The sequence below is a fragment of the Paenibacillus sp. FSL H8-0175 genome, assembly GCF_045040615.1.
Taxonomy (GTDB): domain Bacteria; phylum Bacillota; class Bacilli; order Paenibacillales; family Paenibacillaceae; genus Paenibacillus_AQ; species Paenibacillus_AQ odorifer.
Genome location: NZ_CP150299.1, coordinates 1,928,283 through 1,948,070 on the forward strand (window position 1 = coordinate 1,928,283; position 19,788 = coordinate 1,948,070).

Annotated in this window: 16 protein-coding genes; 14 read left to right on the top strand and 2 right to left on the bottom strand. The window is 46.6% G+C overall.

What is annotated here, in order from left to right:
- Positions 1-479 precede the first annotated feature (479 nt).
- The 8 genes from MHH46_RS08275 to MHH46_RS08310 all read left to right on the top strand — a co-directional run bounded on the left by MHH46_RS08275 (position 480) and on the right by MHH46_RS08310 (position 11,664).
- Entirely contained in the window at positions 480-1,433 is a 954-nt protein-coding gene (locus MHH46_RS08275) for a family 43 glycosylhydrolase (RefSeq protein WP_076192862.1), read from the top strand.
- A 405-nt stretch (positions 1,434-1,838) separates the two neighbouring features.
- Positions 1,839-3,584, top strand: coding sequence for an extracellular solute-binding protein (locus tag MHH46_RS08280; RefSeq protein ID WP_076126335.1), 1,746 nt, complete (start codon positions 1,839-1,841; stop codon positions 3,582-3,584).
- A gap of 11 nt (positions 3,585-3,595) precedes the next feature.
- Positions 3,596-4,567 carry a sugar ABC transporter permease gene (locus MHH46_RS08285; protein WP_036680973.1) on the top strand — a complete coding sequence of 324 codons (972 nt, stop codon included), beginning with the start codon at positions 3,596-3,598 and terminating at the stop codon, positions 4,565-4,567.
- 15 nt (positions 4,568-4,582) lie between these two features.
- Complete coding sequence (locus MHH46_RS08290; protein WP_076126337.1) at positions 4,583-5,518, top strand: carbohydrate ABC transporter permease; 936 nt, start codon at positions 4,583-4,585, stop codon at positions 5,516-5,518.
- Positions 5,519-5,576: 58 nt separating this feature from the next.
- A complete protein-coding gene (locus tag MHH46_RS08295; protein WP_076126339.1) occupies positions 5,577-7,358 on the top strand; it encodes a glycoside hydrolase family 2 protein in 1,782 nt (593 codons plus the stop codon).
- Positions 7,359-7,385: 27 nt separating this feature from the next.
- Positions 7,386-9,134: a glycoside hydrolase family 2 protein gene (locus MHH46_RS08300; RefSeq protein ID WP_076192859.1), complete on the top strand. Its 1,749-nt coding sequence runs from the start codon at positions 7,386-7,388 to the stop codon at positions 9,132-9,134.
- A gap of 42 nt (positions 9,135-9,176) precedes the next feature.
- Positions 9,177-10,571: a family 43 glycosylhydrolase gene (locus MHH46_RS08305; RefSeq protein WP_076192856.1), complete on the top strand. Its 1,395-nt coding sequence runs from the start codon at positions 9,177-9,179 to the stop codon at positions 10,569-10,571.
- 145 nt (positions 10,572-10,716) lie between these two features.
- A complete protein-coding gene (locus tag MHH46_RS08310; RefSeq protein WP_076126345.1) occupies positions 10,717-11,664 on the top strand; it encodes a transcriptional regulator in 948 nt (315 codons plus the stop codon).
- Positions 11,665-11,753: 89 nt separating this feature from the next.
- Here the strand turns inward: MHH46_RS08310 and MHH46_RS08315 are convergent, their stop codons facing one another.
- Positions 11,754-12,794: an acyltransferase family protein gene (locus tag MHH46_RS08315; RefSeq protein ID WP_076126348.1), complete on the bottom strand. Its 1,041-nt coding sequence runs from the start codon at positions 12,792-12,794 to the stop codon at positions 11,754-11,756.
- A gap of 193 nt (positions 12,795-12,987) precedes the next feature.
- Between MHH46_RS08315 and MHH46_RS08320 the strand changes: the two genes are divergently transcribed.
- From MHH46_RS08320 to mgrA, 4 genes are all read left to right on the top strand, one after another.
- Positions 12,988-13,731, top strand: a complete 744-nt coding sequence (locus tag MHH46_RS08320) for an alpha/beta hydrolase (RefSeq protein WP_076126350.1) — start codon at positions 12,988-12,990, stop codon at positions 13,729-13,731.
- Between the two features lie 34 nt (positions 13,732-13,765).
- On the top strand, positions 13,766-14,530 hold the full coding sequence (locus tag MHH46_RS08325) for an HAD family hydrolase (RefSeq protein WP_076192853.1): 765 nt from the start codon (positions 13,766-13,768) through the stop codon (positions 14,528-14,530).
- 34 nt (positions 14,531-14,564) lie between these two features.
- Positions 14,565-15,305 (top strand): NAD-dependent protein deacylase, encoded by a 741-nt coding sequence (locus tag MHH46_RS08330; protein ID WP_076192851.1) that lies wholly within the window; start codon positions 14,565-14,567, stop codon positions 15,303-15,305.
- Between the two features lie 107 nt (positions 15,306-15,412).
- Positions 15,413-16,411 carry an L-glyceraldehyde 3-phosphate reductase gene (mgrA, locus tag MHH46_RS08335; RefSeq protein WP_076126356.1) on the top strand — a complete coding sequence of 333 codons (999 nt, stop codon included), beginning with the start codon at positions 15,413-15,415 and terminating at the stop codon, positions 16,409-16,411.
- 102 nt (positions 16,412-16,513) lie between these two features.
- On the opposite strand, the gene MHH46_RS08340 is transcribed toward mgrA, so the two are convergent.
- Complete coding sequence (locus MHH46_RS08340; RefSeq protein WP_248547687.1) at positions 16,514-17,410, bottom strand: AraC family transcriptional regulator; 897 nt, start codon at positions 17,408-17,410, stop codon at positions 16,514-16,516.
- 188 nt (positions 17,411-17,598) lie between these two features.
- Here MHH46_RS08340 and MHH46_RS08345 point away from each other — a divergent pair, with 188 nt between their 5' ends.
- Together MHH46_RS08345 and galE are read left to right on the top strand one after the other, a co-directional pair.
- Positions 17,599-18,774, top strand: coding sequence for a galactokinase (locus MHH46_RS08345; protein ID WP_076126360.1), 1,176 nt, complete (start codon positions 17,599-17,601; stop codon positions 18,772-18,774).
- A gap of 4 nt (positions 18,775-18,778) precedes the next feature.
- Positions 18,779-19,765, top strand: coding sequence for a UDP-glucose 4-epimerase GalE (gene galE / locus MHH46_RS08350; protein WP_076126362.1), 987 nt, complete (start codon positions 18,779-18,781; stop codon positions 19,763-19,765).
- The last annotated feature ends 23 nt before the right edge of the window (positions 19,766-19,788 follow it).

Here is a 19,788-nt window from a genome sequence, read left to right on the forward strand (position 1 = left end):
TAAATGAATTTCAATCAAATATAGTGTCGCATTAACGCAATGAACTCCAAAGACCTGCGTATATACGGTTTATAGAAAGAACGGGGACCTGCTTCCTCAATAAGAAAAGCGATGCCGTTTCTATAAAAAAAGCCGCTGTTTTGGTATAAACAGTTACCGCCTAAAATGAACGGAGAAGTCATTGTTATTAGTGAGTCTATCACAAAGAGCACGTTTTTTCTACCGGACAATGTGAAGTTTGTCGATTGACGCAAAGCGTGGGAAGTGGAGGAAAAGCTCATTTTCGAAAGGAAAGTGCTTTATTTGGAAAATGGAACAGGGTTCGGATGTATCTATTTACCACTCTAGACAACTTTAGGAGAGCTGAGTATGATGGGAGTTATTATTTTATGGGAGGTGCTGGAAAATCGGGATTTGTCTATTATTATCGCCGCGGTGGATCGTTTTTACGGGGATGAAAAGCTAAGGAGGGAAAGGGAATGTCACAGCGTACAACTTTTTTAAATCCAATTGTAGCAAGCTCAGGAGACCCATGGGTATTCAAACATACCGATGGCTATTATTACTTTATGGCCACAAAAGCTAAATGTCTGGAGCTGACGAGATCTAGAACCTTGACCGGCCTTGCGGAGGGCGACAAGAAAGTGATCTGGTCTCCCGAACCGGGGGGCAGCTACAGTTACAATCTGTGGGCGCCGGAAATCCATCATTTGGACAACAGATGGTACATTTACTACACTGCGAATGACGGAGGAGGCGACGATTCACGGCGGATTTGCGTGCTGGAGAATGAAGCGGCGAACCCGCTGGAAGGACAGTGGGTATGGAGAGGTGCTTTGCAGACACCTGTCCCAGGGTTGGATGGAACAGTAATGTCTTTGCGGGATCAGCTGTATTTTCTGTATGCGGGATATGGTCATTTTCCTGATTATGGGTCGGCTATTTACATTATGCGAATGAGTAATCCTTGGACCTTGGAAGGGGAGCATCACCTGCTTACCGCTCCAACTCTGTCATGGGAGAAGCAAGGTGGCATGGCGATTAACGAAGGTCCGGTAATTTTGCAGCGAAACAATCGTATTTTCATGGTTTATTCGGCAAGTACGACTTGGTCTGAGGATTATGCACTAGGGATGCTCACCATGAACGAAGCGGCAGATCCTTTGCAACCGCTGTCATGGGAAAAATCAATGTCGCCTGTATTTTGCAAAAGTGTAGAGAACGGGATTTTTGCCACGGGGCACAATAGCTTCACACATTCTCCTGATGGCAAGGAAGATTGGATAGTCTATCATGCGCTTCCTTCCGCTGGAGCGGATGTGTCTTTGCGCGCGACCCGTATCCAGAAATTTGGGTGGAAGGTGGATGGGACACCAGATTTTGGGGTTCCTTGTAGGGATACGCTTGCTCAGACCGTACCGTCGGGAGAATAAGAATAAAACAGGAAATCAAGACTGAAAAGGCCATTCATTACAGAAAAACTGTAATGAATGGCCTTTTCATGTAATGCAGATATTTTTATTCGCTGTCGATAATAATTGACGAAAAACGCCTGTTTTATAAGGGGTTTTTCGCCAAAATACAGGATGGTTAGTACGCTTTTTTAATAGGTTTGTAGTTGGTATAGCCATATATTTGTTTGAGAAAAGTTCATAAGATTACAAAATTATTGTATGAAAGCGTTGACATATTAATTTTGGATGCTTATAATTCGATCTGAGATACAGAAAAACTGTATTAATCAAGGGGAGTTATCTACAGGTCAAAAAGGAGCGTGGTTCCAAGCTTTGGATTTGCTTAAGGCGTTGTGGCAAATATTTTATAGTGGGAGGTTAAGTATGAAGAACAATGCAAAGCGTTATTTTAGTCTTTTATTTGTGTTAATACTGATCATTTCGACTGTAACAGCATGTAGTGGCAACAGTGCAAACAATGGGGCTGATAAGGGTGTCTCCAACAACAAAGAGAACGAGAGCACAGCCAAAGACCCGGTTGAGTTTACAGATATCAGCGCAGACATACGCGGCAATACAGCCCCAACGCAAGAGCAAATCGACGAAGTTAATCATTCCTTGAATGATACATACCTCGGCGACGTCTTCGATGAAGTCATTCCAAATGATTACTCAGCTTATCCTGTTAAAGGTGATGTGGTTCTGGATGTATGGATGCCTGCGAATTCCAATATTCCGGATATGAACAATCATGCTGTCCAGAAGCAGGTGGAGCAATTAACGGGAATCAAAGTAAACTTCATCACGCCGCCAATCGGCCAGGAAGCGGATGCCTTCACGCTGATGATCTCCTCCGGTGAACTGCCTGACATTATCATTGAGCCGGGACGTTATCCGGGAGGTTTTGAAGCGGGCGTAAATGACGGCGCTTATATCGATCTGACAGATCTGATGGAGAAAAATGCTCCGAACTATACGAAGTGGCGCAATTCGGATGAATCAAGAAGAAAAACCACGGTCACGGATGACGGCAAGCTGCTCGGCTTCTATGGCATCGCCCCATATTCAGAGTGGACTTGGTTTGGAACGTTGATTAAGCAAGAGGCGCTGGATAAAACAGGGCTTGAAGTTCCAAATACGATTGATGAATGGCATACCTTCCTGACAAAAGCAAAGGAAGTCGGATACAAAGCACCGCTTAATTACGGCTCTACTTACGGCCAGATTTTTACCGGCATCATAAATGGCGCATATGGAGTATGGGATTGGACGTTCCTTGATGAGAATGGCAAAGTGGCCTGGGGGCCAGCACAGCCGAAAGCTAAAGAATATTTGACCACCATGCAGCAATGGAACAAAGAAGGATTACTGAACCCGGACTGGGCAACGGCAGACTTTAACCAGAGAATGGCGAGCGCCATTTCGGGAGATACCGCGATGATGATGGACTCTCCGGATACGATGTGGAGTTATTGGAAAGAGCAGAGCGGTATCGACTTTGTGGGCGCACTGAACCCGGTTCTGAACAAAGGAGATAAGTCCGCAACCACGTACAAAAATTTCAAAAGAGCGGGTATCGAAGCTGCGATCACCACGCAAAGCAAAAATGTAGAAGCGGCAATGGCTTGGCTTGATTTTAATTACAGTAAAAAGGGCTGGGAATTGATTAACTTTGGTGAATATGGCACGGTCCACCTGATTGATGAGACGGGAATGCCTTATTATCCAGAGAACAGTTATATCTTTAAAGACCCTGAAGGTCAGCCCGTATCGACAACCTTATGGAAATACCGGATGCACAACTGGCCGGATATCCGGGATGAGCATCATTCCAACCCGCTGATCGCTGCCAAAGGAAGTTACTCGGGAGACATTCGCAAGAATTGGACAGAAAATATGGACACCAGTATGGCTATGCCACCTATTTCCTTTACCAAAGATGAAGCTTCGCGGGAAGCCGAGCTTGGAAACCAGCTGTCGACACTGCGCGGAGAGTATTTTGCAAAAATCATAATGGGAGACCTGCCGGTAGATGCCTATGATAAATTTTTGAAAGAAGCTCAGAGTATGGGACTGGAAGAGTTTTTGAGTATCCATCAGGCAGCCTTAGATCGATATAACAAACGATAGGTGGTTGTTTTATGGAAATATTACGAAAAAACAGAGCGATAAAGCCCATTCCTCAGGACGCCAAACCTAAAAATACCAAGTTAGTGATTAAGAAGGATTTGAAAAAGAACTGGTTTGTCTATCTGTTGGCTGTCCCTGTTGTAGCGTGGTTCCTGATTTTCTGCTACGGGCCGATGTGGGGGGTTATGATCGCCTTCAAGGATTTTAAACCCCTGCTGGGGTTTGGCCAGAGCGAGTGGGTAGGGTTTAAGCACTTTATTGATTTTTTCCAAGGGCCTTATTTCTGGCGGGTCGTTAAAAACACCCTTCTCCTCAATGTTTGGGGGATTGCCTTTGGATTTACAGCCCCGATTATTCTGTCCTTGATGCTGAACGAAATCCGTGGGGTTAAGTTTAAAAAAGTGGTCCAAACGATCACCTATATGCCGCACTTTATATCCCTGGTGGTGGTATGCGGGATCATTCATATCTTTGCCGCAGATGAAGGGATTATCACGCAAATCCTGCAATTTATTACCGGAAAAGAGTACTCTTCACTGCTCGGCTACTCTTCGTTCTTCCGGCCTATTTATACCTTCTCCGGCATTTGGCAGAGCATCGGCTGGGATAGCATCATCTACCTTGCGGCGATGAGTTCCATTGATACTTCATTATATGAAGCTGCTGAAATTGACGGAGTGGGACGGATTAAAAAAATGTGGCATATTACGCTGCCGCAGATCAGCCCAGTTATCATCATTCTGTTTATTTTTGCCATCGGCGGGTTGATGTCGTCCGGGTACGAGAAGATTATCCTGCTGTACAATCCTCTGATCTATGATACGGCGGATGTTATTGCCTCTTACGTGTATCGTCGCGGTTTAAGAGAAGCCAGTCTTAGTTATTCCACGGCTGTGGGCTTGGTCAGCTCAATCGTTAACTTCGGACTGCTCTGGATGACCAATACAATAGCCAAACGCAGGTCCGAGGTCAGCTTATGGTAAGAAAGAGGGACAGCTATGAAAGATAATTTGCAGCGTAAAGCGAAAAAAAGACGAAAACATAAATCCATCGGTGACAGAGTATTTGACGGCACACTTTATACTCTGCTGACCGCATTAACCTTGGTGTGTTTTTATCCGATCCTGCACATCCTGTTTGCCTCCGTCAGCGACCCCGGCATGTTGATTGCTCATAAAGGCATTTTGCTGAAACCGCTGGGATTCACTTTGGATGGCTATAAGCTGGTATTTAAAGATAACAGTCTGATCAACGGCTATAAAAACACGATTATATATGTAGGATTAGGCACATTAGTCAACATGATCATGACCATTCTGGGAGCTTATGTATTATCCAGACGAGGATTGTATTTCAAAAACTTCATCATGATCCTGATTACAATCACCATGTTTTTTGGCGGCGGGTTGATTCCTTGGTTCTTATTAATGAAGGATATAGGTCTGTACAATAATTTGTGGGCCATGATTTTGCCAAGTGCTTTAAGCACATGGAACATTATTATCCTACGAACTAGCTTTCAAGCCATTCCGCAGGAATTGGAAGAAGCGGCTACCATAGACGGGGCAAGTCAGGCCCATATTTTAACGAATGTGATTCTTCCGCTGTCCAAAGCTACGCTGGCCGTAATCTTTTTATACTATTTAGTGGGGAACTGGAACTCATGGTTTAATGCGATGGTGTTGTTGAAGGACAGACAGCTGTTCCCACTGCAGCTATTAATGAAGGAAATATTAGTAGCTAATGATGCAACCGCAACCTCGATCGGCAGTGCAGGCGGGGTAGTCATCGATAGTGCCCAGAGCCAGACGGCTTTCCGCGAGCTGGTTAAGTATTGTGCGATCGTCGTTTCTACGCTTCCTATATTAATGGTATATCCTTTCTTGCAAAAATATTTTGTTAAAGGTGTTTACGTAGGTTCGATTAAAGGATAGCGGGCAAAAAAACAAGTTCATCTTATATAGAAATTATTTAATAGGAGTGAAGTACACCATGTTGACAGAAGCAAGCAGCACATCCGTTCCACGTCCAGAATATCCAAGACCGCAATTTGCCCGTAAGGATTGGCTTAGCCTAAATGGAGAATGGGATTTTACGTTTGATGATGAAGATGTCGGTGAGGAAGAACAATGGTATCGGACGGACACAAAGGGTTTATTTTCACGGGTTATTCAAGTGCCCTTTGCGTTTCAGAGCAAGCTGAGCGGGATTGAAGATCCTTCATTTCATGATGTTGTGTGGTATAGAAGAACTTTTGAAGTTCCTGAGGGTTGGAATGGGAAGCGGATTGTCCTCCATTTCGGCGCCGTTGATTATTTGGCAAAAGTCTGGGTGAATGGTCAGCTGGTGGCCGTGCATGAAGGCGGACATACACCATTTCAGGTCGATATCACTCCTTCGCTGCTCAAAGGAAGGAATACCATCATACTGCGCGCAGAGGATTTCAGCCGTGATGTCACCTTGCCGCGTGGCAAGCAATATTGGCTGGAGCAGTCTGCTGCCATCTTTTATACCCGCACAACCGGAATCTGGCAGAGTGTCTGGCTTGAACCGCTGTCTGCAGTGCATCTGAGTAAAACCATGATGACACCAGATATTGACCGCAATGAAATCCGGCTTCGGACCTTTCTGCAAGGATTTAAGTCTGCTGATCCGCTCAAGCTGCGCATAACGGTATCGTATGACAGTGAAGTAATTGCGGAAGATCAATATATGGTCATGAATGGTGAGCAGCTGCGCACTATCGGCTTGGGGGATTTTGCGGATCATGGTCTTGGACGTTTATGGAGCCCTGAGCATCCGAATTTGTATGATATTCAATTTCAATTGCTTCGGAATGAGGAAGTAATTGACGAAGTGGCGAGTTATTTCGGCATGCGCAAGGTGTCGATTGAAAATGGCAAGCTATGCTTGAATAACCGCCCATATTTCCAGAGACTGGTGCTGGATCAGGGGTACTTCCCTGACGGGATACTAACCGCACCTACAGACGAAGAGCTGAAACGGGATGCCCAGCTGACGAAAGAAATGGGCTTTAACGGGGTGAGAAAACATCAGAAGACAGAAGATCCCCGGTTCCTGTATTGGTGTGATAAGCTCGGCCTGCTGGTATGGAGTGAGGCAGCCAATGCTTACGAATATTCCGAGGAGTATGTCCGCCGCTTCACGAAGGAATGGCAGGAGATCATCGAGCGCGACTATAACCATCCTTGTATCGTGACCTGGGTTCCGCTTAATGAGAGCTGGGGTGTTCCCAATGTCCAGATTGATACACGCCAGCAGCAGCACGGATTGGCTATGTATCATTTAACGAAATCCTTGGATGAGATGAGACCTGTTGTGTATAACGATGGGTGGGAGCATATGACTACAGATTTGGTGACTATTCATGACTATGAGAGCCATCAGGCAGTGCTGGAGGAGCGATATGCCACGGCAGAATCTTCTGTAAATGCGATGCCGGCCAACCGTAAAATATTTGTCGGTGGAGCTTCGTATCAAGGCCAGCCGATTCTCGTATCCGAGTTTGGTGGAATTGCCTTCAAGAAAAGTGAGTGGGAGGGCTGGGGTTATTCTGGGGCAGAGAATGAAGAGGATTTCCTGATGAAGCTCAAGGCTGTGGTTGACCCGATGTTCACTTCCCCGGTGATCCAAGGGTATTGCTATACCCAGCTGACGGATGTCGAGCAGGAAATCAACGGACTGCTCACCTATGATAGACAGCCCAAAGCTCCGCTTGAAGCGATCCGCAACATTATGATGAATATCCAATAAATAACATTTACTAAAAGGAGTTACACCATGACACAACAAGCAACGCTTCCGCGTCCTGAATATCCCCGCCCTGACTTTGTTCGACCAGAGTGGATCAATCTGAACGGCCAGTGGCAATTCGAAATTGATCATGGCAAAAGTGGGAAGGAACGCGGATACCCTGTTAACGAACATAATCTCTCAGGGACAATTACTGTGCCCTTCTGTCCGGAAAGCAAGCTGTCCGGTGTAGAATATAAAGATTTTATGGCTGCTGTATGGTATAAAAGGGAGTTTACCGTGCCGGAGAGCTGGACAAATGGCAGAGTTATCCTTCATTTTGGCGCCGTTGATTATATGGCGGAGGTCTGGGTGAACGGCGTATCCGTAGGTACGCACCGCGGAGGATATACTCCGTTTAGCTTTGATATTACTTCTAATCTTTTAGCGGGCAGTAATGTGATTACTGTCTATGCTGAAGACGACGTTCGATCGGGACGACAGCCACGGGGCAAGCAGAGTGAACAGTTCCATTCGCACGGCTGTGATTATACACGCACTACAGGAATCTGGCAGACGGTATGGCTTGAGCAAGTCCCTGAAACCTATCTGTCTAATCTGAAAGTTGTCGCTGATCCCGACAATGGCTGTGTGCACCTCGAAATGAAGGTACAAGGGAACGCAGCGGGGGACACGCTTAGGGCCACTGCTCTTTATGGCGGCAAACCCGTTGGGGACAGCAGTGTGATCGTTTCCGGACCCTCTATAAAACTTACGATTCCACTATCAGAGATTCACTTGTGGGAAGTTGGAAACGCCAGATTGTATGACCTGAAGTTGTCCTTGCATAGTCAGGGACGGGAGAGTGACGTGGTCCATTCTTATTTTGGACTCCGCACGGTACGACTGGATGGGATGGCATTCCGGATCAATGGGAAATCCGTATTTCAGCGGTTAGTTCTGGATCAAGGTTTTTATCCGGAGGGAATCTATACCGCTCCTACTGATGAAGATCTGCGCAGAGACATCGAAATCTCAATAGGGCTTGGCTTCAATGGCGCGAGGCTTCACGAGAAGATCTTTGAACCGCGTTATCTTTATTGGGCTGACCAATTAGGTTATCTTGTCTGGGGAGAGCATGCCAATTGGGGGCTGAATATTACTGGAGCGGATAGCCTGACTCACTTCCTGCCGGAATGGCTCGAAGGTATGCAGCGTGATTTCAATCATCCCGCGCTGATCGGCTGGTGCCCTTTTAATGAGACCTGGGACCGGGACGGTGCGAAACAGCATAACCCCGTGCTCCAGATTGTTTACGACGTAACAAAACGTATGGATCCAACACGTCCAGTAATTGATACAAGCGGCAACTTCCATGTGGCTACAGATATCTTCGATCTTCATGACTATGACCAGAATCCGCAGACGTTCCGGGACAGATATGAACCGATGAAAAGCGGCGGAGAAGTATTCAATACCTTCCCGGATCGCCAAACGTATGAAGGTCAACCTTACTTCATCAGCGAGTATGGCGGAATTTGGTGGAACCCGCAGCAGAAAGATGAAAAATCATGGGGGTATGGGGACAGACCGACCTCAGAGCAAATGTTTATCGAACGCTACGAGGGGTTGACGAATGTTCTATTGGATCATCCGCTGATGTTTGGATTCTGCTATACCCAGCTGTACGATGTGGAGCAGGAAGTCAATGGACTGTACACTTATGACAGACAGCCGAAGTTCGACCCCGAGCGAATCCGCGGCATCAATGCGCGTAAGGCTGCAATTGAAGATTAGAGGCGCTACGTAACTATTCATTCGAAAGGAATGTGATAGATTATGAAAGTGAATTTCCGGCAAAAATGTCTGGTCGCCTTAAGTGTTCTTCTTATTCTTCCAATGGGGAAGGTGACCCTTGCAGTCTCTGATCATAATGACTTTTACAACGTGGTTATGCAGGACGGGGCGGACCCATGGGTGTATAAACATACAGATGGCTTCTATTATTTCACCAAAACAACAGGTGGCAATGTTACCCTCTGGAAGTCAGCCCAGTTGACCACTATTGATGCAGCGCCTACTAAAGTTGTCAACACGGGCGGTAGCGGCATCTGGGCGCCTGAACTACATTATATAAACGGAGCTTGGTATATCTACTATGCGATGGACGACGGAGATAACGTAAACCACCGAATGCATGTAATGGAGAACACAGCAGCAGACCCGATGCAGGGAACTTGGCAGTACAAAGGCCAGATCACAGATTCAAGCAATAAGTGGGCTATAGACGGTACTGTGCTGCAAGTGAACGGCGAGCTGTATTTTATCTGGTCCGGCTGGGAGGGGAATGTTAATGTGCGGCAGAATCTCTATATCGCGCATATGAGTAATCCCTGGACCATTGATTCCGAACGCGTAGAGATTTCAAGACCAGCGTATAGCTGGGAAACGAATCATTCCCCAAATGTGAATGAAGGACCACAGGTGATTATAAATGGAGAAGTCATTAGTTTGGTCTACTCGGCAAGCGGAAGCTGGACTAATGATTATTGTCTGGGACTGATCACCGCAGACATCTCCAGTGATCTGTTGAATCCGGCATCATGGAATAAACGCAATCAGCCTATCTTTTCCTCAGGCAATGGACTTTATGGACCTGGACACCATTCGTTTACAAAGTCTCCTGACGGCCAAGAGGATTGGATCATGTACCATGTCGCCAAATACAATAACGCTGGCTGGAACCGCGAGGTGCGGATGCAGAAATTCAGCTGGAATGCTGATCATACACCTAATCTGGGTATTCCCGTTGACCCTAATCTTCCGATAACTTTGCCTTCAGGTGAAACCATGCATACCCGCTACGAAGCGGAAAAAGGGACATTTGGCGGCGATGCCTATGCCTCTTCGAGTCCCAAGGGCTCGGGTGGGCTTAAGGCGGGTCATATTGATACGCCGGACAGTTACGTGGAATTTTCGGTTGATGTGGCAGCCGCAGGCGAGTATATTCTTTTGGCTCGAACGGCGAATGGAACGGCTGGCGGGAATTGGTCGAATTTTCAGCTTAGTGTCAATGCAGGACCTGCCAGCCCATTCTATATCACCAATAAAGGGTGGGAGAATTGGGGGCTGTCCACAGCCCGGGTTCAACTGAAGGCAGGCATGAACAAGCTTCGTTTTACCAAAGGCGAAGGTTACGGAGAAATTGATTTCATTGATATTAAGCCATTGTGAATCGAACAAACCTAAGAGACATATGAAATGGCTTCCGGTTTTCCGGAGGTCACTTCTAGGTGAAAGGGCTTGTAGGTGTAATTGTTTTTCATCTCATTAAGAAGTAAGATTAGGATAATTATTAGGATACAAGGAGAGCTGATTTGTGCTGGAACTTAGCTTAAACGACCCGGAAAAATTAGTCACAGTAACGCATGCTTTATCAACTCGTTCTAGGGTTGATATTCTTCGGCTCTTAAACTCCAAAAACTTAAATATTATTGAAATCGCTGAGAGGCTGAAGCTTCCAGTGTCGACGGTAGCAAGCAATATTAAAGTATTAGAAGCAGCAGAGTTAATTCATACAGAATTGCTTCCGGCTTCACGCGGGGCAATGAAAGTTTGCAGCCGGAATTATGATGATCTTCATATTGCCTTGAATTTGAAAGAACCGATGTCAAAGGGATTAACTCATGTCTATGAAGTAGAGATGCCGATCGGCCATTATAGCGACTGTGAGGTATCTCCTACTTGCGGAATGGCTAATAGCGAGGGTCTTATTATCAAAGAAGATGAACCGTCGAGCTTTTATCACCCTAAACATGTCAACGCTCAGCTGATCTGGCTCCGCAAAGGATTTCTGGAATATTTGCTGCCTATGGATATCCCCTCCGGAGCACAAATTGAATCGCTGGAATTATCCATGGAGATCTGTTCGGAAGCTCCGAATTATGACCAGAACTGGCCTTCGAACATTTCCGTGTGGGTGAATGGATCCGAGATCGGCATGTGGACCAGTCCCGGTGATTTCGGTGACCGGCGGGGCAAGCTGAATCCGAACTGGTGGTGGGATGGATCTACACAATACGGGTTTCTCAAGACCTGGCGTGTTGACCATGAAAAGACGACACTTGATATGGAGAAGGTTTCGAATGTTTCCTTAAATGATCTTCTGATTAACCGGAGCCCCAAATTGCGGCTGCGCATTGGAATCAACCCTGATGCAGTTCATCAAGGCGGACTTAACCTGTTCGGGCGCCAGTTTGGCGATTATGAACAACATATTATGATGAAGGTAAAATATACCATGGATCAGGATGAAGTAGAACTTTAGCTTAGGAGATGAACAAAGCAAGGCGGTTCCTCGGAAACGAATCTTCGTATCCAAGGAACCGCCTTGCTTTGTTTGTTCTGGATGTAAAGCTAGAGTGTGCGCCGTAGGGCGGCACGCTGAAGGGTGATCATCCAGTCAACGGACGGCTCAACCAGCGGGTGAAAGAGCCGTTTAACGGACGGCTGAGCCAGCAATACGGTGAATAATACGGCGGTGAGCAGCAGGACTACTGCCCCAGCAGCATTGCCAATATAGGTGTAAATCCCGGAAACGGCAGCCAGACGAACGATAAAACCATGAAGCAGGAAAACATACAACGTGCGGCGCCCCCAGTCGGTCATGCGGCTCGCTCCGTAAGGTACGAGGCCGAGGAAAGCGAGTGAAGCGACAATTTGTAGTCCGTATAGTCCCAGACGGTATACGCCTGCATACCATACATTGGCATCAAGCTGCATATAGGTCATGCTGCCATATAACCAGCCAAAGGGAAATCCTGCCCCCCATGCGGCCATGATGGCAAGGAGTAGAATGGAGGCGGCTGCTGCAAAGATTTTGATATATTTCTGATAGAGCTTGACGAAGGTTTCGAAGGAGAAATGATAGCCGATAATGAAAAAAGGCAAATATACAAAGGTACGGCTGATGCTAAACCATACACCGTCCAGCTGGAGATATCCGACAGCCACCCCCGCTGTTACAGCGAAGAGGAGCTTAGCGGTTATGGACCATCTGCTCATACCGAGCATCAGGAGGCGCCAGCAGGCATGACTGGCCAGAAACCATAGGAGCAGATAGGGTGCGAAAATGGAATGCTGGATGTTGCTTACATGAAAGAGGGAAACGTCGAGTGCGGAATATAAGCTTTGAAAAATGAGGTATTGCAATCCAATTTGCAGCAGCATTTTGCGGCCGGTAGTTCCGGCAAGGCTTTTTCTGGCGAAATAGCCGGTCACCAGTACGAACAGCGGCATGTGAAAGCTGAAAATCCACATATATAATCCGTGTATTCCGCTCATTTTGTTAATCAGAGGTTCAATTGCATTACCGGCAAAAACAGTGATAATAAGCATAAAACGCAGGTTGAGAAAAAAGGTTTCTCCGCGCGTTTCCAGCGAGTTTTCCCCTACCATGATTTAGCCTCCAAATTATGCTGTATGCAAATTAATTTAATTTTAAAATACTAGATTTTCTTTGATTTAATTGTGAATTAAGTCACAATAGAAAGCGTTATCATGTGTGCGAAATGTGGCGATGTGTTGAAGGTTGTTAGAATAGAGGGATTCCACTATAATTTTTATATGCATTAACATCTGGGAGTGGAACATGTTGAAGAGAAGAATAACTAAGCGTCGCGTCGCTATTTTTGTATTGATTATTTTAGTGGTAGCCGGGTTGCTGATATGGAAGTATTTAACGCCATATGCACCGGCTCAAGAAGCCGAAACCGCACTGATTTCAAGTGGTGGAGTTACCGTCGAACAGAATGATAATTGGATCTCGTTCGAACCTTCCATTACTAAGGGCGCCTCGATTATATTTTATCCTGGGGCTTTGGTTAAACCGGAAGCTTACTCCCCTCTTGCGAAGAGCGTCGCTGCTGCAGGGCATCCCTTCTACATCGCCAAAATGCCGTTTAATTTAGCCGTAACGAAGGGGGATGCTGCAGAAGAGATTATTCGTGTGCATCCGAAGCAATCTTTTGTGCTGGGTGGACATTCACTTGGGGGTGTCATGGCCTCACGTTACGCAATTGAGCATACGGACCAACTGGAAGGTGTATTTTTCTTAGCCTCTTATCCAGATGAAAAGGGCAGTCTACGAGAGACTACTTTGTCAGTGTTGTCGGTTGTGGGTACTGAGGATCAAGTGATTGACAGAGATAGCTACAACAAAGGGCGCTCCTATCTGCCAGATAATACAGTTTATAGTTCAATTATAGGTGGGAATCATGCGCAATTTGGCAGCTACGGGCCTCAGAAGGGGGACGGCGAAGCCACAATATCCGAGGAAGAACAGCAGAGTCGCACAGTAAGTGCCCTGTTGGATTGGCTGGGAAATCTGAGGTAGTTACGGGTCATTCAACAGAGGGAGGAAACAATTCATGCCCATATTACACATTAACGATGAATGCGTTCCCTGCTCCGGAATATTGTTTGATAAAGACGGGACAATACTCGATCTATTAGCCACCTGGGGGAATTGGGCGGAGCTTGTGCTGCGTGGACTGGAAGATCAACTTGCGATCATGGGAGCGGGATTTATTGTAGAGCGCAGCAAGGTGCTGGGTACGCAACATGATCCGCAAGGGAAGTTAATAGGGTACGACCCGGCGGGGCCGCTTACCATGGCTACAGAAGAAGAAAGTTACGGTGTACTCGCATGGCAGCTATATGCAGCAGGAGTTCCTTGGAATGAAGCGCTGACCCGTGTGAAAAGCATAACTAAAAACGCGATGTATGAATTACGCCGACGCCGTATGGCACAGCCTTTAGCGGGACTTCATTCTTTTTTGGAGCAATGCTCTGCGGCATCGCTTAAGCTTGGCGTGGTTACCTCCGACGGGGCAAAGACCACCGGAGAGCATTTGGAATGGCTTAATGTGGCAGGCTATTTTGATTCGGTAGTTACTAGGGACAGAGTAAAAAACGGAAAACCAGCTCCTGAAATGGCTGAATTGGCCTGCCGGGAGTTAGGGCTTTCGCCTGAAGAGACGATTATTATTGGGGACAGTAATGCCGATATGCAATTAGGTAAAGGTGCAGGGCTTCGCCTCGCAATTGGGATTTCCGCCAGTGGTGATGGGGAGCACCTTATAGATGCAGATGTAATCATTTCCGGTTTCAATGAGCTTCGGATCACTTACTGATCAGCTAATAAAAGGAAAGGATGTGCTACTTAGCATGGATCAATTGCAGACACTTGCTTCTTGGATCAAAGAAAGTGACAATATCGTTTTTTTCGGAGGGGCGGGTACGTCTACAGAGAGTGGAATTCCTGATTTCCGCTCCGCAGCTGGATTATATCAAACTCAGCACAATTCACCTTATCCACCTGAAGTGATGCTGAGCCGCACTTTTTTTATGTCCTCACCGGACATTTTTTTTGATTTTTACCGCAGTAAAATGATTCATCCAGAGGCCCGTCCGAATGGTGCGCATCAGCTACTAGCGGAGTTGGAACAGCAGGGGAAGCTGAAAGCGGTGATTACGCAAAATATTGACGGCCTGCACCAGCAGGCGGGTAGCCGTAGTGTCCTTGAGCTGCATGGTTCGATCCATCGCAACTATTGTATGGACTGCTCACGGTATTACGGGCTGGATCAACTGCTGGAAATGACTGAGATCGTTCCTCACTGCCCGGAATGTGGCGGAATTATCAAGCCGGATGTGGTTTTATATGAAGAAGAATTGGATCACTCCGTGCTTATGGGCTCTGTAGCAGCGATTGCCTCTGCAGATATGCTTATTATTGGTGGAACCTCGCTAACGGTTCAACCTGCGGCCAGTCTGGTGACTTATTTCCGGGGCAAACGTACGGTGCTGCTGAACGGAGATCCCACACCTTATGATGATCAGGCGGATCTGCTGATTACAGATCGAATTGGAAAAGTAATGGGCAGTGTCAAGGATCTATTAAGCTAGAAGGAAAAAGCTGTCCTTTGGTTTCTCTTGCCAGATTATTATTACGCTCAGAAGTTTAAAGATAAGGTAGGCTCACAACAGCGTGTAATGAGAGGCAGGGATAAGCAATGGTATATGTAGCAGACGATAAACGGTATGACAACATGCGTTATAATCGTTGCGGGAACTCAGGTCTCAAGCTCCCAGCAATCTCATTAGGATTATGGCAGAATTTTGGTGGGATCGATAATTACGAGAACGGCAGAGAAATGATCACTCGTGCTTTTGATCTTGGAATTACCCATTTTGATCTGGCCAACAACTATGGTCCACCAGCTGGTTCAGCAGAAGAGCTGTTCGGTAAAGTTCTTGCCAATGATATGTATCCTTATCGTGATGAAATAGTGATTTCTACAAAAGCAGGGTATAACATGTGGCCCGGCCCTTATGGGGAATGGGGTTCACGTAAATATATGCTGGCTAGTCTGGATCAGAGCCTGAAGCGGCTAGGCCTAGATTATGTTGATATTTATTACTCTCATCGTCCAGACCCGGAAACACCGCTTGAAGAAACCATGCAGGCGCTGGATTATGCGGTACGTTCTGGCAAAGCTTTATATATAGGACTATCCAACTATAATGCGGAGCAGACGGCTGAAGCCCTCAGTATTCTAAAAAGCCTGGGCACACCGCTCTTAATCCATCAGCCTAGTTATTCTATGCTCGATCGTTGGATTGAGGGTGGCTTACAGGATGTACTGGAACATAGTGGTGTAGGAAGCATCGCTTTTACACCCTTGGCTGAAGGCTTGTTAACCAACAAATATTTGAATGGTATTCCAGAAGGGTCAAGAGCTGCCAAGCCGTCTGCCGCCTTGAATGAGAGCCGGATTACACCGGAGGTGCAGCGGAGGATTCGCGCACTTAATCAGCTTGCGGTTTCGCGAGGACAGAGTCTGGCTCAGTTTGCACTGGCTTGGACACTCCGGGGTGGCAAGGTTACTTCTGCCCTAATTGGAGCAAGCAGAGTGGATCAGATTGAAGAGAATATAGCTGCTTTAGCTAATCCTGATTTCAGTCCGGAGGAGTTAGAGCGGATTGAAACGATTCTAAAGACAGAACTATAGCATATTGAACACAGTAACAGCCCGGTTCCTTACGTTAAGGAAGGCGGGCTGTTGTTGTATAGTGGATTTATGGATTTATGGATTTACGGATTAAAGGGCAAACTAACGTTCAGGTTTCTCTGCTTGTCTCGTTGTAGTCATCCGGTAAGCCGTCGGTGACTGGGCACAAAACCGTTTGAATTGGCGAGAGAAGTATAAAGCATCGGTGAGCCCCACAGATGCTGCTACCTGTTCCACGGACAGCTCCGGTCGTTCACGCAGCAGTTGTCTGGACTTTTCAATCCGCAGCTTCAGCAAGTAGGTCACCGGAGATAATCCGGTCTCTTGCTTAAATACACGGGACAGGTAGGCTCGATTATAACCCAGCGTATCACACATTTGTTCAATAGAGACCGGGTGCGCATATTGAGAAGCCATGTAGTGGATCATTTGCTTCACAGTACGCTTAACCTGTGATTCTGCGCCGGGAAGACGGGAGAAGGAAGAGAGCAAATCAGCTGCTTCGCCGACAATGAGATAGAGATAGCCAAGCGAAGTCAGATGGGCACTCTCTTTGTTGGCGTTGAAGGCTTGCATGATGCTGGATAGGGCACCTGGAATGAGGCTTTCACCTGTTGTAGTCACCACAGGCTGTTGTGGTGTGAACCCTGTCTGCAGCACCAGATCGTCAGCTTCGCTGCCAGTAAAAGCTGCCCAGCGATAGCACCAGGGCTGGTCTTTATCCGAGACGTAACTGACTAATTGTCCCGGATGGATCAAGAAGCAGTCCCCTTTACCCAACTCATATTTATGATGTTCTGTACGGAAAACGCCCGAGCCAGATTCTATGAAATGCAGCAAATAATAATCATAGATCTTGGGTCCAGCTTGATGCATGGGCAGGGTCTGACTCTGGCCGGCAAACAGTACATGAAGGTTCTGTTTATCGTAATACACTGGATTGGATCCTACGGAATAAGTATGCTCCATTTGGGACAGCCTTTCTTGTGTTAATGTCATTTAATGGCTTATAGTTTAGAGAGTAACAGTAATATATGTAATTATTATATTATGGGAAGTCACATTTATCCATACATTACACACATGATTGCATTATCAGAGGATGAATGAATCTATTATAATGAGTACATAAAGAACGCTTTACTAATTCCCACTGGCTGAAGCAGCGAAAGGATGGAGTGGCATTAATGAGCATACAGGAACTTAATAACAAATTTATTGAAAAATATGGGGTGAGCGGGGAAGAGGCTAAGGTGTTTTATGCACCAGGTCGTGTCAATCTCATCGGAGAGCACTTGGATTATAACGGCGGGTATGTACTTCCCGCAGCTTTGGAATTCGGTACAACGCTGATTGTGCGTCCACGTAGTGACAGCAAAGTGAATTTTGCATCAACTAATTTTCCTTACGAAGCTTCTATTGATTATAGCGAAATTGGCAAGGCCAAAACGGGTGAATGGATTGACTATCCGATTGGGGTAATGGTTGAGCTGGATAAGAAAAGCACCCCAGTATCCAAAGGGTACGATCTGCTGTTTCATGGCGATATTCCGAATGGAGCAGGCTTGTCCTCCTCGGCCTCTCTTGAAGTCGTTACTGCTTATGCGTTCCTGACTCTCGAAGGTGGCGATACAGACACTGTTGAGATTGCACTTTTGTCCCAGCGTGCTGAGAACCAGTACGTAGGTGTAAACTCCGGAATTATGGATCAGTTCGCAGTTGCTAACGGCAAACGCGATCATGCGATCCTGCTGATGTGCGACACACTTGAGTACAATTTGGTACCGTTCATCACAGGTTCATACAAATTGGTTATCGGCAACACGAACAAACGCAGAGGGCTTGTAGATTCCAAGTACAATGAACGCCGTCAGCAGTGTGATGAGGCATTGGCTATTTTGCAAAAAGAAGTGCCTTCACTAGCTTATCTGGCACAGCTTAATCGTGAACAGTTCGAAGCACATCAAGATAAAATCACAGACGAAATTGTAAGACGCCGCGCTCGCCATGTTGTGGAAGAGAATCAACGCGTGCTAGATTCCGTTGAGGTATTAAAAAACAATGATCTGAAGCAGTTTGGACAGTTCATGAATGATTCGCATGCGTCCTTGCGCGATTTGTATGAAGTTAGCTGTGCAGAGCTTGATATTATGGTTGAAGAAGCTGGGCGCATCCCAGGTACACTCGGTTCCCGTATGACTGGCGCGGGTTTCGGAGGCTGTACAGTATCTTTGGTACATGAAGATGATATAGAACGTTTTATTCGTGAAGTTGGTGAAGCCTATACCACAAGATCTGGTTTGGTTGGCGAGTTCTACGTTTGCGGCATCGGTAATGGTGTCCAAGAATTGAAGGGAGTGTAATCAGATGGCGATTTTAGTAACAGGTGGAGCAGGGTATATTGGGTCTCATACTGTAGCGGAGCTGCTGGATCGTGGCGAAGAAGTGGTGGTCCTCGACAATCTGCTAACAGGGCATCGTGAGGCGTTGCTGGGTGGCAAGCTGTACGAAGGTGATCTGCGTGATAAAGAACTGCTGGGTAAGCTGTTCGCTGAAAATGAGATTGAAGCGGTTATCCATTTTGCTGCAAGCTCTTTGGTCGGAGAAAGCATGAAGGACCCTGTAAAATATTACGACAACAACGTATATGGTACACAGTGTCTTCTAGAAGCTATGCAAAAAGCGGGCGTGAACAAGATCGTATTCTCGTCCACAGCCGCAACCTACGGCGAACCGGAAAAGGTGCCGATTGAAGAAACAGACCGCACTGAACCAGCCAATGTGTATGGAGAAACTAAGCTGACCATGGAACGGATGATGGCTTGGTTTGATAAAGTACTGGGCATTAAATACGTAGCATTGCGTTACTTCAATGCAGCTGGCGCACATGCCAGTGGCAAAATCGGTGAAGACCATCGTCCAGAAAGTCATTTGGTGCCGCTGGTATTGCAAACGGCCTTGAAGCAACGTGACAGTATCGCAGTTTTCGGAGATGACTATCCTACAGAAGATGGTACTTGTGTGCGCGACTACATCCATGTCAGCGATCTGGCTGACGCCCATGTCCGTGCGGTAACTTACCTGCGCAGCGGAAGCAGCAGCAATATTTTCAACCTGGGCAATGGACTTGGATTCTCGGTAAAACAGGTGATTGAAACGGCGAAGAAGGTTACTGGACTTGAAATTCCTGTAGTCATTCAAGAACGCCGTGCCGGCGATCCGGCTGTGCTGGTAGCTTCCTCCGACAAAGCGCGTAGCGTCCTTGGATGGAACCCGCAGCATGCAGATTTGGAAGATATCATTCAAAGTGCATGGAACTGGCACTCTGCCAATCCGCAAGGATACGGAGAATAAGGGACTTTAGGTTAGCTTATCTT

What these genes read in the sequence shown, in the direction of transcription:
- MHH46_RS08275 (WP_076192862.1), top strand. Translation starts at nt 480, where the DNA reads ATGTCACAGCGTACAACTTTTTTAAATCCAATTGTAGCAAGCTCAGGA.
- MHH46_RS08280 (WP_076126335.1), top strand. Translation starts at nt 1,839, where the DNA reads ATGAAGAACAATGCAAAGCGTTATTTTAGTCTTTTATTTGTGTTAATA.
- MHH46_RS08285 (WP_036680973.1), top strand. Translation starts at nt 3,596, where the DNA reads ATGGAAATATTACGAAAAAACAGAGCGATAAAGCCCATTCCTCAGGAC.
- MHH46_RS08290 (WP_076126337.1), top strand. Translation starts at nt 4,583, where the DNA reads ATGAAAGATAATTTGCAGCGTAAAGCGAAAAAAAGACGAAAACATAAA.
- MHH46_RS08295 (WP_076126339.1), top strand. Translation starts at nt 5,577, where the DNA reads ATGTTGACAGAAGCAAGCAGCACATCCGTTCCACGTCCAGAATATCCA.
- MHH46_RS08300 (WP_076192859.1), top strand. Translation starts at nt 7,386, where the DNA reads ATGACACAACAAGCAACGCTTCCGCGTCCTGAATATCCCCGCCCTGAC.
- MHH46_RS08305 (WP_076192856.1), top strand. Translation starts at nt 9,177, where the DNA reads ATGAAAGTGAATTTCCGGCAAAAATGTCTGGTCGCCTTAAGTGTTCTT.
- MHH46_RS08315 (WP_076126348.1), bottom strand. Translation starts at nt 12,794, where the DNA reads ATGGTAGGGGAAAACTCGCTGGAAACGCGCGGAGAAACCTTTTTTCTC.
- MHH46_RS08320 (WP_076126350.1), top strand. Translation starts at nt 12,988, where the DNA reads ATGTTGAAGAGAAGAATAACTAAGCGTCGCGTCGCTATTTTTGTATTG.
- MHH46_RS08325 (WP_076192853.1), top strand. Translation starts at nt 13,766, where the DNA reads ATGCCCATATTACACATTAACGATGAATGCGTTCCCTGCTCCGGAATA.
- MHH46_RS08330 (WP_076192851.1), top strand. Translation starts at nt 14,565, where the DNA reads ATGGATCAATTGCAGACACTTGCTTCTTGGATCAAAGAAAGTGACAAT.
- mgrA (WP_076126356.1), top strand. Translation starts at nt 15,413, where the DNA reads ATGGTATATGTAGCAGACGATAAACGGTATGACAACATGCGTTATAAT.
- MHH46_RS08340 (WP_248547687.1), bottom strand. Translation starts at nt 17,410, where the DNA reads ATGACATTAACACAAGAAAGGCTGTCCCAAATGGAGCATACTTATTCC.
- MHH46_RS08345 (WP_076126360.1), top strand. Translation starts at nt 17,599, where the DNA reads ATGAGCATACAGGAACTTAATAACAAATTTATTGAAAAATATGGGGTG.
- galE (WP_076126362.1), top strand. Translation starts at nt 18,779, where the DNA reads ATGGCGATTTTAGTAACAGGTGGAGCAGGGTATATTGGGTCTCATACT.